At 62.2% G+C, this 14,441-nt stretch carries 13 protein-coding genes; 10 read left to right on the top strand and 3 right to left on the bottom strand.

Annotated elements, in window-relative coordinates:
• Window positions 1-53: 53 nt before the first annotated feature.
• Both BLT42_RS12145 and ubiB read right to left on the bottom strand, forming a co-directional pair.
• Entirely contained in the window at window positions 54-611 is a 558-nt protein-coding gene (locus BLT42_RS12145; protein WP_091771169.1) for a protoglobin domain-containing protein, read from the bottom strand.
• Between the two features lie 54 nt (window positions 612-665).
• Window positions 666-2,204 carry a 2-polyprenylphenol 6-hydroxylase gene (gene ubiB, locus BLT42_RS12140; protein WP_091771167.1) on the bottom strand — a complete coding sequence of 513 codons (1,539 nt, stop codon included), beginning with the start codon at window positions 2,202-2,204 and terminating at the stop codon, window positions 666-668.
• Window positions 2,205-2,332: 128 nt separating this feature from the next.
• Here ubiB and BLT42_RS12135 point away from each other — a divergent pair, with 128 nt between their 5' ends.
• Complete coding sequence (locus BLT42_RS12135) at window positions 2,333-2,734, top strand: hypothetical protein (RefSeq protein ID WP_143024137.1); 402 nt, start codon at window positions 2,333-2,335, stop codon at window positions 2,732-2,734.
• 11 nt (window positions 2,735-2,745) lie between these two features.
• Here the strand turns inward: BLT42_RS12135 and ubiE are convergent, their stop codons facing one another.
• Window positions 2,746-3,540, bottom strand: a complete 795-nt coding sequence (gene ubiE / locus BLT42_RS12130; protein WP_091771163.1) for a bifunctional demethylmenaquinone methyltransferase/2-methoxy-6-polyprenyl-1,4-benzoquinol methylase UbiE — start codon at window positions 3,538-3,540, stop codon at window positions 2,746-2,748.
• A gap of 232 nt (window positions 3,541-3,772) precedes the next feature.
• Between ubiE and mutM the strand changes: the two genes are divergently transcribed.
• The 9 genes from mutM to gyrB all read left to right on the top strand — a co-directional run bounded on the left by mutM (window position 3,773) and on the right by gyrB (window position 14,409).
• Window positions 3,773-4,636, top strand: coding sequence for a bifunctional DNA-formamidopyrimidine glycosylase/DNA-(apurinic or apyrimidinic site) lyase (mutM, locus tag BLT42_RS12125; protein WP_091771161.1), 864 nt, complete (start codon window positions 3,773-3,775; stop codon window positions 4,634-4,636).
• Window positions 4,637-4,739: 103 nt separating this feature from the next.
• Complete coding sequence (locus BLT42_RS12120; RefSeq protein WP_176780352.1) at window positions 4,740-5,681, top strand: TraB/GumN family protein; 942 nt, start codon at window positions 4,740-4,742, stop codon at window positions 5,679-5,681.
• Window positions 5,682-5,799: 118 nt separating this feature from the next.
• Complete coding sequence (locus BLT42_RS12115; protein ID WP_091771157.1) at window positions 5,800-6,576, top strand: enoyl-CoA hydratase; 777 nt, start codon at window positions 5,800-5,802, stop codon at window positions 6,574-6,576.
• 108 nt (window positions 6,577-6,684) lie between these two features.
• Window positions 6,685-6,951, top strand: a complete 267-nt coding sequence (gene rpsT / locus BLT42_RS12110; RefSeq protein ID WP_091771155.1) for a 30S ribosomal protein S20 — start codon at window positions 6,685-6,687, stop codon at window positions 6,949-6,951.
• Window positions 6,952-7,437: 486 nt separating this feature from the next.
• Window positions 7,438-8,865 carry a chromosomal replication initiator protein DnaA gene (gene dnaA, locus BLT42_RS12105; protein WP_091771154.1) on the top strand — a complete coding sequence of 476 codons (1,428 nt, stop codon included), beginning with the start codon at window positions 7,438-7,440 and terminating at the stop codon, window positions 8,863-8,865.
• A 145-nt stretch (window positions 8,866-9,010) separates the two neighbouring features.
• Window positions 9,011-10,129 carry a DNA polymerase III subunit beta gene (dnaN, locus tag BLT42_RS12100; protein ID WP_091771153.1) on the top strand — a complete coding sequence of 373 codons (1,119 nt, stop codon included), beginning with the start codon at window positions 9,011-9,013 and terminating at the stop codon, window positions 10,127-10,129.
• Between the two features lie 65 nt (window positions 10,130-10,194).
• Window positions 10,195-11,313: a DNA replication/repair protein RecF gene (gene recF, locus BLT42_RS12095; RefSeq protein ID WP_233342466.1), complete on the top strand. Its 1,119-nt coding sequence runs from the start codon at window positions 10,195-10,197 to the stop codon at window positions 11,311-11,313.
• A gap of 10 nt (window positions 11,314-11,323) precedes the next feature.
• Window positions 11,324-11,947 (top strand): LysE family translocator, encoded by a 624-nt coding sequence (locus tag BLT42_RS12090; protein WP_091771151.1) that lies wholly within the window; start codon window positions 11,324-11,326, stop codon window positions 11,945-11,947.
• Window positions 11,948-12,009: 62 nt separating this feature from the next.
• On the top strand, window positions 12,010-14,409 hold the full coding sequence (gene gyrB, locus BLT42_RS12085) for a DNA topoisomerase (ATP-hydrolyzing) subunit B (RefSeq protein ID WP_091771150.1): 2,400 nt from the start codon (window positions 12,010-12,012) through the stop codon (window positions 14,407-14,409).
• The last annotated feature ends 32 nt before the right edge of the window (window positions 14,410-14,441 follow it).

The raw sequence follows: 14,441 nt of genomic DNA, 5'->3' as shown, positions 1-14,441 counted from the left end.
TCCCAAGCCCCTTCTCGGCTCGTAGCCTTAAGGCGGGACGCCGGTGCCCGGTCTCAGCTGGCGAGGCGGCGCTCAGTCATCATTTCGCGGACTTTTTCCGTGTCGGCATAGAGCGCAGCCTGTTTGTCCAGCTGGTGCCGGAAGAAGGCGGCGATGGTCAATTCCATGTCATAGATCGAGATGCGCGTGATCGCGGACAAATCCTCGGCGTCAAGCTTGCGGTCGGCTTCCAGGCCGAGGCGCATGATGCCGGTCATCAGATTGGCATAGGCCGAGGAATAGGCGTGCGATGGGTAGTCGAGCTTGCTGTGACGCAGGCCCATCTGATCGACGGCGTCGTAATACTTGGCGTCAAAGCGTGCCGAGAAGACGAGTTCGCAATGGGCCAGCATGCCATCGCGCAGATAGCGCGTATTGTCGGAAATCTCGAAATAATCTCCGACCTCGGGATTGGAGGTGAGGTGATCAAACAGGGTTTCAAGCGTCTCGGCCGCATAGCCCATGATGCGCGGCTTCAGCCGCTGCACGCGCGCGACAGTCGCCGCGTCGATACGGAAAAATTCGCGTTGAAGCTCGAGATGCTCGGGGGTGGGGCTTGTGTTCAGTGTCATGCCCACACTAAAGCACAAGAGTATTACCGGAGCGTGTCACAGAGGCTTCGGATTTTACAGAATTGCCCACATGACAGCAGCGCCGGCCAGGGCCGCGGCGCCCAGCCAGGCGAGTCGGATTGCCCAGGGCCGTGGCGCGGGAGCCGTGCACAGGGCGAGTTCGCCTGACTTCAGCCGCGCGGCGATTTCGGTCCAGTCCTCGATTGTATCGGGCAGGACGCGCAGGGCGCCGTACAGGCGCTCCAGATCCTCGCCAATATCGCGGATCCGGCCTTCCGGCCCCAGTTCGCGCTTCATCCACGCTTCGACCACCGGTGTCGCTGCGGCCCACATATTGTGTTGCGGATCGAGGCCGCGTGCGACGCCTTCACACTGGACCATGGTCTTTTGCAGCATCACCAGTTCGGGCCGCAGGCGCATGTCGAACAAGTCGGTGATCTCGAATAACTGCATCAGGACGCGCGACATCGGCACTTCGTCGGCGCGCTTGCCGAAAATCGGCTCGCCTACCGCTCGAAGTGCACTGGCGAAGTCCGCTACGGCATGCTCGTCCGGGACGTATCCGGCGGCGAAATGCGCCCGCGCTGCGGCCATGTAATCGCGCGTCAGAAAGCCGTGCAGGATGAGCGCCAGAAAACGGCGTTCCGGCCGGCCAATCCGGCCCATAATGCCGAAGTCAACGGCCCAGAGATCGCCATTGGCCGACGCGAACAGGTTTCCGGCATGCATGTCGGCATGAAACACGCCGCGATCGAGGGCCGTGCCGAGAAAGGCGCGCGTGAGGGTCGTGGCCAGTGCCGCCTTGTCCAGGCCAAGCGTCTCCACCCGGGCCGGGTCACTGAGCGGCGCGCCCGTGACCCAGTGTGTGGTCAGAATACGTTTTGACGACAAGGTCCACTCGACCTCGGGGATGCGATAATGCTCGACTGACATGGCAGCCTCGGACAATTCCGATGCGGCTGCGGCCTCAAGCCGCAAATCGGTTTCGAAGCTCAGAGAGCGGGCAATCGTGGCAACAAATTTGCGGGGCTCCAGGCGGCGGCTGGCCGGTGCCAGTTTTTCCGCGAGCGCGGCGCCCAGCGAGAGTGTGCGGATATCGCGGGCGATGCGCAGCTCGATATCGGGCCGCAGGACTTTGACAGCCACTTCGACATCATCTTGCGTTGTGGCTCGGTGAACCTGGGCAATGGACGCGGCGGCGATCGGTGGTCCGAAAGTTTTGAACAGGGTCTCGACTGGCGCGCCAAGCTCGGCCGCGAGGATGGCGCGGGCTTCGGCATCGTCGAAGGGCGGCATCCGGTCCTGCAGCCGCGACAGGCCGCGCGCGAAGCGCTCGCCGATCACATCGCCGCGTGTGGCGAGGATCTGGCCGAACTTGACATAGGAGGGGCCGAGCGTTTCCAGCGCGCGGGCCAGCCGCTCGCCCGGATTATCGGCCGCATCCCGCCGGGCAAACAGCCGCGCCAGCCGACCGGCCAGCCGCGCCGGCGCCGGGTACAGCGCCTGGTATTCGACGGGCAGAATGGCGTCGTGGCGCACCAGGGTGAGCAGGGCGCGCAGCAATCGCGCGAAGGAGGCAAGGGTCGCGAACATATTTGAGCTGTTTAGAGGGCGACGCCGCGCTTGGCGAGGGCGGCGTGGAGTCGCGGCGTGGACGGGAGTGCAGCCAGCTTGCGCCCGGCCAACCAGAGGTTAGACTCAGGCAGGAGTTTAGGCTTGAGATGCGCCACACAATCGAGTTCGACCACGAGAATAAATGGGTTTTGACGCGCTTTCGCGGGCCTCTGCTTATCGACGAGGCGGTGGCCTTGCTGAAGACATCAGTCTCGTTTCCTGAGTGGTCGCCTGCGTGGGACCGCATCATTGACTATAGTGATGGCTTGCTGGGCGATCTGGACGTCGAGGCCGTGCAGCGCGGCAAGGTGGCCTTGGGCGAGGTCCTGAGTGCTGCCTATGGGGGCAAGCCGACGTTGAGCGCCCAGGTTTGTGCGGACCCGATCAAGCTGCCCCTTATCAAATACTGGATCGGACTCGGCGATGGCGATTACCCCGCGGGGCTGAAACTGTTCGACAGTATTGCCGAGGCCCAGGCCTGGATACTCGCGAGCCGGGCGGCGCGCTGAGCGTGGGGTGATCAGGCCCAGCCCGTGTGTAGCGCAGCGATTCCGCCCGAAAAATTCGTGTAACTGACCTGGCTGAAACCGGCGGTTCGCAATTCCGTGGCGAAGCTTTCCTGGTCCGGGAAACGTCGGATGGATTCAACGAGGTATTGATAGCTGGCGCGGTCCTTGGCGACATGCTCGCCGAGTTCGGGCATCACATTGAATGACCAGGCGTCATAGAGATTTTCCCAGGCGCGGCTGGTCGGGCGCGAGAATTCCAGGCACAAAAAGCGGCCGCCCGGCTTCAGAACGCGTCGCATATCCTTCAGCGCCGCTGCACGGTCGGTGACATTGCGGATTCCGGTCGAGATTGTGACGCAATCGAAACTGTGGTCCGTCAGCGGCAGGCATTCGGCATTGCCGGTCACCCATTCAATCCGGCCCGTATGGCTGGGCTCGACGCCGCGCTTGATGCCGGCTCGCAACATTTGCTCGTTGATGTCCAGCACGATCGCCTCGGCGCGGCGCGGGTCCGCGCGCCGCTTTCCGGCCCGGTCCGCCTTGGTCAGGAAGCTGCGCGCCAGATCGCCAGTGCCGCCGGCCACATCCAGCAACCGCTCGCCGGGCTGCGGGTTGGCGCGGGTCATCACCATGTCCTTCCAGGCGCGGTGCACGCCCAGCGACATCAGGTCATTCATCAGATCATAGCGGCGTGCCGAGCGGTCGAAGACATTGCGCACGAGGCCCGCCTTCTGAGTGCGGTCGACGTCTTCAAAGCCGAAGGGAACGGTTTCGGCTGGAGCCGCAGTATCGGGAGAATTGCTCATGAGCAGACAATAAGTGAAGCGGGCCGCGAGGCAAAGCGGCCTCGGCGGTCCGTGATGCCGCAGGCCGTGCCTGTGTGCCGCATGATGGCGGCCTTGCCCCTGCGGCGGGGCTGTGGCCGAGTATAACAAGGCGCACCAGTTTCGAGTTTGATCCGGCGGCGTCAATTTACATCAACCGTGTCGGTCTTGCTATGCAGCACAGTCCCCGGCGGCGACTTGAACTGGAGCGCCAGTGCCTGAACTGCCTGAAGTGGAAACGGTCCGGACCGGCTTGATTCCGGCGATGCAGGGCCGCCTCATCGAACGGGTGCAACTCAATCGCGCCAATCTGCGCTTTCCGTTTCCCGAACGCATGGCTGAGCGCCTGGGCGGGCGCCGGGTTGAGCGCATTGACCGTCGCGCAAAATATCTCCTGCTTCGCCTGTCGGGCGACGAGACCTTGCTGGTTCATCTGGGCATGTCGGGCCGCTTCTCGATCGAAGCCGACGCCGCCAGCCGGCAGCCCGGGGATTTCGTCCACGCTGCGCCGGCCAATCCGAAACATGATCACGCCGTCTTCGAGATCGAGGGTGGGGTGACAGTGCGCTACAATGATCCGAGGCGGTTTGGTTTCATGCTGTTGTTTGCGACCGCCAGCGAGGATGAGCAGCCCAATCTCGCCGGTCTCGGGCCCGAGCCCAACTCGAACGCCTTCTCGGGCGCTGCTCTCGGCGAGGCACTGGCCGGCAAACGCACGCCGATCAAGTCGGCCCTGCTTGATCAGCGCGTCGTCGCCGGGCTGGGAAATATCTATGTCTGCGAGGCTTTGCACCGATCCGGCATCAGCCCGCTCAGGGAGGCGCGCAACATTCCGGGCGTGCGGGCCGAACGTCTGGCCCATGCGGTGCGGAATGTGATCGAGGAAGCGATTGCTGCCGGAGGATCAACGCTGAAAGACTTCGCCGGTGCGGACGGTGCGCTGGGGTATTTTCAGCACCGCTTCAGCGCCTATGGACGCGAGGGGGCCGCGTGCCCGACTCCGCAATGTGCGGGCGAGATCAGGCGGATTGTCCAGGCTGGCCGATCAACATTCTATTGTCCGGCCTGTCAGCGCTAGCCCCGGGAGGTGCGGCCGCGGCACCACTCATTTCTTGCCGCAATTTCGGCAGAACTGGCTAATATCGTCAAAACAACTCAAACCTGACCCGGAGCTCTGCCACATGCATCGTCCTATCCAGTTTCTTCACCGCCTGACATCGGCCTGTGGGGCGATGTTTGTCGCCGCGGGCCTGGCCTTCTCTGGCATTGTCGCCGCGGCCCAGGCGCAATCGGTCGACTATTCCGGCCTCGAGGCCTCACCGGCGATGTGGCGCTTGGCCGATGCGGACTCGGAGATTTATCTGTTTGGCACCTTCCACCTTCTTCCACCCAGCCTGGATTGGCAGACCGATGAGTTGCGCGCCCGCCTCGCCAGCGCCGATTCCCTGTATCTTGAAGCGGATGTTCAAAGCGACGCCGCGCAGGCCCGGCTGCAGGCGCTGGTCGTCCAGCTTGGCCTCAATCCGCAAGGCGTAACCCTGTCCTCGATCCTGGACGCAGAGGCCGTGGCCTTGCTCGCCAATGTCGCCCCTACGGTCGGGGCCACGCCGCAAATGCTGGAGCCGATGCGCCCGTGGCTGGCTCAGATTGTCCTCTCTGTTGCGCAGATGCAGACGCTGGGGCTCGACCCCGAGGCCGGGGTCGAGAAGGCCTTGCTCGCCGCCATTGCCGGCAGCGATACCGAAGTCGGCTATTTCGAGACCGCCGAACAGCAGATCCGAGTGCTTGCCGACTTGCCGGACGAGGTCCAGGTGCGCGGTTTCGCCGAAGGCTTGCGCGAAATGGAACGCACACCGGCCATGCTCGACGAGATGGTCCGCGCCTGGGCGGCAGGTGATGTCGAGGCCATTGAGCGTATCGTGAATGCGGACATGCGCGAGGAGACGCCCGAGATGTATGAGGCGCTGATCGTTCGGCGCAATCAGGACTGGATACCGCAAATCCTGACTTTGCTCGATGGCGAGGGGACCGTCTTCATTGCCGTGGGTGCCGCCCATCTCAGTGGTGAAAACGGCGTCGTGGAGCTTTTGCGGGAATCCGGCATTACCGTTGAACGGCAATAGCTTGACCCTTGGCGCCTGAGTCGCGGACTGTTGCTGGTGTCGACCGCCAGCCCGGTCTGCGCTATAGCGGCGCGGTTTTTCAGCGTGGAGTAACCGCGCAGGCATACGGAGCGCCGAGATGGCCTACAAGACAATTCAGGTAAAGACCGAGGGACGCGTGGGGGTAATCACCTTCTCGCGTCCTGAAGCCCTCAACGCGCTTTGCGATGAGTTGACGACGGAACTGGCAACGGTTCTCACCGCCTTCGAGAAGGATGGTGGAATTGGGTGCGTTGTGTTGACCGGATCGAAGAAGGCCTTCGCGGCCGGCGCCGACATCAAGGAATTGCAGGCGCGCGATTTCGTTAGCCTCTACATGCAGGACCCCTTCGCCGAGACCTGGGAGGCGGTTGCCCGCTTCCGCAAGCCGATCATCGCGGCAGTTTCCGGTTATGCGCTTGGCGGTGGATGTGAAATTGCCATGATGTGCGATTTCATCATCGCATCGCAGACGGCCAAGTTTGGACAGCCCGAAATCAATCTCGGTGTCATGCCCGGCGCTGGCGGCACGCAACGCCTGCCACGTGCAGTCGGCAAGGCCAAGGCTATGGATATGTGTCTGACCGGCCGGATGATGGATGCCGAAGAGGCAGAACGCTCGGGCCTGGTGTCGCGGGTGGTGCCTGCAGAAGACTTGCTGGATGTGGCGATGGAAGCTGCTGAAGCAATTGCCGTCAAGTCTCTGCCAGTGGCGATGATGACGAAAGAATCCGTCAATCGCGCCTATGAGATCGGCTTGACGGAAGGCGTCCGCTTCGAACGCCGCGTCTTCCAGTCGCAGTTCGCGCTGGAAGATCAAAGCGAAGGCATGTCTGCCTTTGCCGAGAAGCGCGCTGCGCATTTCAAGCATCGTTAGTCAAACTGGCGGCAGGGGCAGTTGACGCCCCGGCTTCTAGGGCCTATACGCCGCCGCTCACGGATTTAATCGGGCTCTCGTCCCGGTCGCATGAAGAGGTTAGAACCCATGGCCAATACAAGCTCGGCCAAGAAGATGGTCCGCAAGATCGCGCGCCGCACTGCCGTCAACAAGGCTCGTCGCTCGCGCGTCCGGACCTATGTCAAAAAAGTCGAGACCGCGATTGCGGCCGGCGATCAGGCTGTGGCGAGAGCCGCGCTGGTGACTGCGGAATCAGAAATGATGCGCGCAGTTCGCAAGGGCGTGTTCCACAAGAACACCAGCTCGCGCAAAGTCTCGCGTCTGTCGGCTCGCATCAAGGCGATGGCTGCCTGATCACGCTTCAAGGCTGAATGATTTGAATACGCCCGGGACTCGCGTCCCGGGCGTATTTTTTTGCCCGGTGTGCAGCGATCCGAGTCTGGCCCGGCCGGGCCACCTGCGGCCGGCTGCTCATATATTATTCCTGATACGGAGCTGTTTAAGCAGCGATATTCATGCGAAGCGAAGCCGTGTTTCGGGGGGATTTTTGTGGTGAATTTGAACCAGCTGCAGACGAAAAATTTTATCTCATTTGCCAAGCTTCGACCCGATCACGGATTTCCCTTGTCAAGCGAAGAATGTCGAAATCCGGGCGTTGAATCATGTTGACCGTCTTTATGGAAGCGGTAACCTTTGAGGCTCTGAGGGCGATCATTCCGATGCGGAAAATATTCCGATTTCAACGCGGCATAGCGGCGTGTTGAATGCGTGCGAATGTGCCATAATAACAAACACCTAGCTCTCACCTCGAAGTGGAGCAGATCACAAGTGTGGCGGACGATGGCATATAAGAAATTGGCAGTTTCAGATACCAAGGCAGCGGCATTCGAGGCGCAAGGTGCGACCGATATCGCGGCTATCTGGCGTGCTGTCCGTGCTCGCCTGCGGACCGAGCTTGGCGACGCGCTTTACTCCCAGGAAATTGCCCGTCTGCGTGTCCGCATGTCTGATGCCGGGGCGATCATTGTCCTGGCGCCCAGCACCTTCAATCGCGACTGGATCGAAGATCATGTCGGCGCGCGAATTCGGGCGATTTGGACGGAGCTGGATTCCATGCATCGCGACCTGATCGTCCTCGCCGAGGGTCAGGCTGAACCACAATCGGACGTAGTGCGCGAGATTCCGGCGCCACAAGCGGTGAGCGGATCGTCGCCGGTCTCGACGCCGCGCCAGGATGATGCGATCGAGCCGCGTTTCAGTTTCGATTCATTCCGCGTCGGGCCTGCAAATGAAGTTGCGGCTGCCGCTGCGCGGAGCATTGTTTCGGCCGCGACGCCGCCTTTCAATCCTGTTTTCTTTTACGGCGATTACGGTGTCGGCAAGACACATCTCATGCATGCCGTCGCCAGCGCCGTCTCCAAAACATCCAGGCCCCGCAAGGCGCTGTATCTCACGGCAGAGGAATTCCTGTCCGGTTTTGTGACGGCGATGCGCGCGCGGGACACCATCACGTTCAAGGAGACGGTCCGCGGCGTCGATTTTCTGCTGATCGATGATGTCCACTTCATTGCCGGCAAGCCGAAGACCGAGGACGAATTCCTCAATACGATTGCGGCGCTGATCGCTGAGAACAAGCAGGTCGTGCTGGCCTCGCACCGACCGCCTGCCGAACTGGCCATTGCCGATGATCGTCTGCGCTCCTTGCTGACCGGCGGCCTGGCCTGCCCGTTGAGCAAGCCGGACCTGGACCTGCGGCGCCAGATTCTCGACTGCAAGATCGCCCAGGCGAAGTGCCACTATCCGGTGCTTAACGTGTCCGAGCCGGTGCGCGACTTCCTGGCGGCCCGTATCACCACCGGCCCGCGTGAGCTGGAAGGCGTGCTCAACAACGTCATTTGCCGTACGGCGCTGCTGGGTCTGCCGGTGACGATGGAGGCGGTTTCGACGGCCCTGCGTGACTTGTCGCTGAGCGCCGAGAAGCGCTTGACGGTCGATGAGATCCAGAAAGCTGTTGCGACCCATTTCGGTGTCACCACGACGGATATCTGTTCCAAGCGCCGCACTCAGAGCGTGGTTCGTCCGCGCCATGTTGCGATGTATCTGGCGAAGGTGCTGACCACGCGCTCCTTGCCGGATATCGGGCGCCGTTTCGGCGGTCGGGATCACTCGACTGTCATTCATGCGGTCAACAAGATCATTGCCATGATCGAGTCCGGGGACCCAATCGGGCAGGACGTTGATTGCCTGACCCGGGAGTTGCGGGGCTGATTTTCGCTGGAAAAAGCGCTCCCCGCTGGATAATTGTCTTGCGGTTGTGTTTTTTCATGTATCCTCTTTTACCCACCCTTTCCGGTGTCGGCTGATTTGCCAGCGCGCCACCGACTCATGAAGACGTCAAAGCGGAACGCGAGATATGAAGCTGACGATCGAGCGCGCTACGCTCCTCAAGGCCCTGGGCCATGTGCAGGCCGTGGTTGAGAAGCGCAACACGATTCCCATCCTCTCGAATGTGCTGATTTCGGCGGGTCCCAATGGTGCGAGTTTCGCGGCCACCGACCTCGATATCGAGATCCTTGAGACCACTGAGGCGCGCTGTGATGGCGAAGGCATGGTCACGGCACCGGCCCACACCCTTTACGATATTACGCGCAAACTGCCTGACGGCGCTGACGTCACTTTGGAGATGACGGGTGAAGATCCACGCCTGGTCCTCAAGGCCGGGCGGTCGAACTTCTCGCTGCCCTCCCTGCCGCCGGGGGATTTCCCGGTCATGCCGACCGAGGATCTCGAGCATAGTTTCTCGCTGCCTGCTGCCGCGTTGGCACGGCTGATCGACAAGACCCGTTTCGCGATTTCGACCGAGGAGACGCGGTATTATCTCAACGGTATCCATTTCCATGCTTCCGAGCAGGATGGACGCAAGACACTGCGTGCCGTGGCGACTGACGGGGTCAGGCTGGCGCTGGCAGAGGTTGACCTGCCCGATGGCGCCGCCGGCATGCCGGGTGTGATCGTGCCGCGCAAGACCGTGCAGGAAATCCGGCGCCTGCTGGAAGACGCCAGCGACGATGTCGAAATTTCGGTGTCTGAGGGCAAGATCCGCTTCCGTCTCGGCCGTGCTGTACTGACCTCGAAGCTGATCGACGGGGCTTTCCCCGATTACGAGCGGGTCATCCCGCGTGGAAATACGCGCATGATGTCCGTCGAGAACAAGCGCTTCGCTGAAGCGGTTGATCGTGTGGCGACCATTTCGATGGAGAAGTCGCGTTCGGTCAAGCTTTCGCTCGGCGAGGACACGCTGGTATTGGCGGTCAATAATCCGGAAAGCGGGCAGGCCGAGGAAGAGCTCGCCGTTTCCTATAGCGATGAAGGCTTCGCGATCGGTTTCAACGCCCGCTACATGCTGGATGTCGCTTCGCAGATCGAGGGTGACCAGGCGCAATTCCACTTTGCTGACGCTGCATCGCCCGCGCTCGTCACCGATAGCGGCGATCCGGATGCGCTTTACGTGTTGATGCCGCTGCGGGTGTGAGCAAGCCTGCCGATACAGAACAAACAGACTCACCGCCGCCGGTCGCCCCGGCGGCGGTTCGTCGTTTGCGGCTGACTGATTTTCGCGGTTATCACGACCTTGACCTTGAAATCGATGCCCGGCCTGTGGCGCTGTTTGGCGAGAATGGATCGGGCAAGACCAATCTGCTGGAGGCGCTGTCCTTCCTCGCACCGGGCCGTGGCCTGCGATCCGCCGGGGCTGACGGGGTTGCGCGCAAGCAGGAGGGTGTGTCGGCGCAAGCCTGGGCCGTATTCGCGGAAATCGAGAACATCCAGGGCCGCTTCAAACTCGGGGTCGGTGCGCGCAGTGGCGGCCGGCGTGAAACCCGTATTGATGGCGATCCCGCCCAGCAGGTGGAACTCTCCCGGCTGATCCCGATGATCTGGCTGACCCCGGCCCAGGACCGGCTGTTTGCCGGTCCGCGCGCTGACCGTCTCAAATTCTTCGATCGGCTCGTCTATGCCGCCGACCCGGCTCATGCGGAGGCGGCCACGGCGTATGAAAAGACCCGCATGCGACGCCAGCGCCTGCTTGATGACGGAGGCGCCGATCCGGTCTGGATTGATGCGCTGGAGACGGAGATGGCTGGCCATGGCGTTGCGGTCGCGGCGGCGCGGCTGGAGGCACTGATCCGCTTGCAGGCAGAAATCGATGCCCGGCCCGAGGGCGCCTTCCCACAGGCCGACCTCGCTCTCGATGGTGCGGTCGAGGCCGATCTCGCCTCCGGCGTGGCGGCAGCCGAGGCAGAGGACCGGTTTGCGCGCGCCCTGAGAGAGGGGCGTGGCCGCGACGGCGCTGTCGGCCGCACCCTGACGCGCGGCCCGCATCGAACCGAGCTGGCGACCCGGCATCGCGACAAGGACCAGCCCGCCGGCGATTGCTCGACCGGTGAACAAAAGGCCCTGATCCTCACCCTGGCACTGGCCCAGGCCCGGGTGCTCGCCGTCCGGAGCTCGATCGCGCCCCTCCTCCTGTTCGATGAGGCCTGCGCCCATCTCGACGCCGCCCGGCGTGAGGGTCTGGCACGCGAAATCCTTGCGACCGGTTCCCAGGCCTGGCTGACGGGCGTTGAGCGGGTCCTGTTCGAGCCGTTTGGGTCAGAGGCACAATATCTCAAGGTCGATAACGGGCAGATTGCGCAACCGGCCCGGACCGGCAATTGAGGCCCCAGGCATGAGTGTTGAAAACCTTCTCCTGTTCGCCGGCGCCTTGCTGATCCTGTTCGTGACGCCGGGACCCGGCATAGCCGCCATGATTGCGCGCACGCTCGATGCCGGGCCCTGGTATGCGGCGATGTACGGGGCGGGCATTCTGACCGGCGATATCTTCTGGTTCACGCTGGCGGTCACGGGGCTTTCTGCGGTCGCGCAACAACTCGAGGCGGTGTGGCTGGCGGCCAAGCTGGTCGGCGCCGGCTATCTGTTGTGGATGGCAGGAAGCGCCTATTGGAGCGCCTGGACCGGGGCGCGGCCCAAACCGGTCTTTGCCGCAGGCTCAAGGCGCGGATGGGCCGGAACCTATCTGGCCGGTCTGGCGATGCCATTGTCCAATCCGAAGCCGATCATTTTCTACCTCACCCTGGTGCCCGCCTTCATCCCGCTGGAGGCGATCACGCCCCCGGTTTACGCCCTTATGCTGTTGATTATGCTGGCACTCGCTGTCCCAACCGCCGGGGCCTATATTGGCGCCGCCCACAAGGCCCGCGACTGGCTGAAAACCCCGGCTGTGCGGCGTGGTGCCGACATTCTGACCGGCAGCGTGATGCTGGCAATCGCGGTCGTGCTTCTGCTGCGCTGACAGAAGACTCACGCGTGCGCGCGCGTATGGCCAGAGGACTCCGTGTGCGGTAGAATCACGCCATGACCGAACAACCGAATCACGAATACGACGCGGAATCGATCAAGGTCCTCAAGGGCCTTGATGCCGTCCGCAAACGTCCCGGCATGTATATCGGCGATACCGATGATGGCTCGGGCCTGCACCACATGGTTTATGAGGTCGTCGACAACGCGATCGATGAAGCCCTGGCTGGCCATTGTTCCGAAGTCCTGGTGACGCTGCACGCCGATGGCTCGGCGAGTGTCCGCGATGACGGTCGCGGCATTCCGACCGATTTCCACAAGGGCGAAGGCATGTCGGCGGCCCAGGTCATCATGACCCAGCTCCATGCCGGCGGTAAGTTCGACCAGAATTCCTACAAGGTTTCCGGCGGTCTGCATGGTGTTGGCGTTTCGGTCGTCAATGCCCTGTCGGTCTGGATGGATCTGACGATCTGGCGCAAGGGGAAGGAGCATTATATGCGCTTCCGCCATGGCGTTGCAGACGAAGATCTCAAGGTTATGGGCGATGTCGATCCGGGCAAGACGGGCACGGAAGTGCGCTTCATGCCGTCCGAAGACACTTTCACCATGACCGAGTTTGACCGGCCCACGCTGCAGCACCGTCTGCGCGAGCTGGCCTTCCTCAATTCGGGCGTCAAGATCACCCTGCGCGATGAGCGCGAGGAAGAGGTCTGGTCCGACACCATGGTCTATGAGGGCGGCGTCGCGGCCTTCGTCTCCCACCTCGATCGCACCAAGACCCCGATTTTCCCCGAGCCGGTCCTGATCCAGGGTGAGCGCGATGGCGTGATGGTCGAGGCGGCGCTGGAGTGGAATGACAGCTATCACGAGAATGTTCTCTGCTTCACCAATAACATACCGCAACGCGATGGCGGCACCCATCTGGCCGGTTTCCGCGGTGCTCTGACGCGTATCGTCAATAATTACGCGGCCTCTTCCGGGCTGGCGGCGAAGGCGAAGATCTCCATTACGGGTGATGACGCCCGCGAAGGTCTGACCTGCGTCCTGTCGGCCAAGGTGCCGGATCCGAAATTCTCCTCCCAGACCAAGGACAAGCTGGTTTCCTCCGAAGTGCGCCCGGCCGTTGAAGGCATTGTCGGCGAGGCGCTGGCGGAATGGTTTGAAGAACATCCGATCGAAGCCAAGCAAATCGTTGGCAAAATCATTGAGGCCGCGGCGGCCCGCGAAGCTGCGCGCAAGGCGCGTGAGCTGACGCGGCGCAAGTCGGCGCTGGAAATTTCCTCCCTGCCCGGCAAGCTTGCCGATTGCCAGGAGAAAGATCCGGCCAAGTCTGAAATCTTCATCGTCGAGGGTGACTCAGCTGGTGGTTCTGCCAAGCAGGGCCGCCATCGCGGCAATCAGGCTGTGCTGCCGCTGCGCGGTAAAATCCTCAATGTCGAGCGCGCGCGTTTTGATCGCATGCTCGGCTCGGAACAGGTCGGAACGCTGATCACGGCGCTCGGCACCGGCATTGGTCGCGACCAGATCAATTACGACAAATTGCGCTACCACAAAGTCATCATCATGACCGATGCTGATGTCGACGGCGCCCATATCCGCACGCTTTTGTTGACCTTTTTCTATCGGCAAATGCCGGAACTGATCGAGCGCGGGCATCTCTACATCGCCCAGCCGCCCCTGTATAAAATCACCAAGGGCCGCTCGGAACGCTATGTCAAAGACCAGGCCGAGATGGATGCCTATCTGATCGAGGAAGGCACCAGCGAGGCCGATCTTCGGCTGGCCAATGGCGAGGTTATCACCGGCGCCGACCTGGCCGACCGGGTTGGTACGGCGCGGGCCGTGAAGGCGTCTGTTGACCGGCTCCAGGTGCGTGCGCCCGGCTTCGCGCTGGAGGCGGCGGCGCTGTCGGGAGCCCTGGTTCCCGAACCGTCTGCGGACGCGATCCAGGCTGCGGCTGCGCGTCTCAACGGCTTTGCTGACGAGGGTGAAAACACCTGGGTCGGTGAGCTGAATGCCGATAATAATCTGGTGTTTACCCGTGATGTTCGCGGCGTTACCGAGACCGTGGTGCTCAATGCCCCGCTGCGCGAAAGCCCCGATGCCCGGCGTCTGTCCGAGCGTGGCCTGGCGATTGCCGATGTCTATATCGGACCGGCGGTTTTCAGTTCCAAAAACGGTCCGGTGACGACTTACAGCCCGACACAATTGGTCGATGCTGTGGTCACGGCAGGCTCCAAGGGTATGAAAGTCCAGCGCTATAAGGGTCTGGGCGAAATGAATCCGGAACAGCTCTGGGAAACCACGCTGGATCCGAACGTGCGCACCCTGTTGCAGGTTTCGGTCACCCATGCCGACACGGCGGACGAGCTCTTCACCAAATTGATGGGCGATGTCGTTGAACCGCGACGTGAATTTATCCAGGAACACGCGCTGGAAGCGGAAGTCGACGCCTGATCGGATCGGATTTCGCGGGCCGTCGCGCTGGC

Source organism: Maricaulis salignorans, from assembly GCF_900103475.1.
Classification (GTDB): Bacteria; Pseudomonadota; Alphaproteobacteria; order Caulobacterales; family Maricaulaceae; genus Maricaulis; species Maricaulis salignorans.
The sequence above is the reverse complement of the archived record's forward strand: the minus strand, read 5'-3'. Positions and strand labels throughout refer to the sequence as shown.

Coding starts and splice junctions, on each gene's coding strand:
- BLT42_RS12145 (WP_091771169.1), bottom strand. CDS start 611: ATGACACTGAACACAAGCCCCACCCCCGAGCATCTCGAGCTTCAACGC.
- ubiB (WP_091771167.1), bottom strand. CDS start 2,204: ATGTTCGCGACCCTTGCCTCCTTCGCGCGATTGCTGCGCGCCCTGCTC.
- BLT42_RS12135 (WP_143024137.1), top strand. CDS start 2,333: ATGCGCCACACAATCGAGTTCGACCACGAGAATAAATGGGTTTTGACG.
- ubiE (WP_091771163.1), bottom strand. CDS start 3,540: ATGAGCAATTCTCCCGATACTGCGGCTCCAGCCGAAACCGTTCCCTTC.
- BLT42_RS12120 (WP_176780352.1), top strand. CDS start 4,740: ATGCATCGTCCTATCCAGTTTCTTCACCGCCTGACATCGGCCTGTGGG.
- BLT42_RS12115 (WP_091771157.1), top strand. CDS start 5,800: ATGGCCTACAAGACAATTCAGGTAAAGACCGAGGGACGCGTGGGGGTA.
- rpsT (WP_091771155.1), top strand. CDS start 6,685: ATGGCCAATACAAGCTCGGCCAAGAAGATGGTCCGCAAGATCGCGCGC.
- dnaA (WP_091771154.1), top strand. CDS start 7,438: ATGGCATATAAGAAATTGGCAGTTTCAGATACCAAGGCAGCGGCATTC.
- dnaN (WP_091771153.1), top strand. CDS start 9,011: ATGAAGCTGACGATCGAGCGCGCTACGCTCCTCAAGGCCCTGGGCCAT.
- BLT42_RS12090 (WP_091771151.1), top strand. CDS start 11,324: ATGAGTGTTGAAAACCTTCTCCTGTTCGCCGGCGCCTTGCTGATCCTG.
- gyrB (WP_091771150.1), top strand. CDS start 12,010: ATGACCGAACAACCGAATCACGAATACGACGCGGAATCGATCAAGGTC.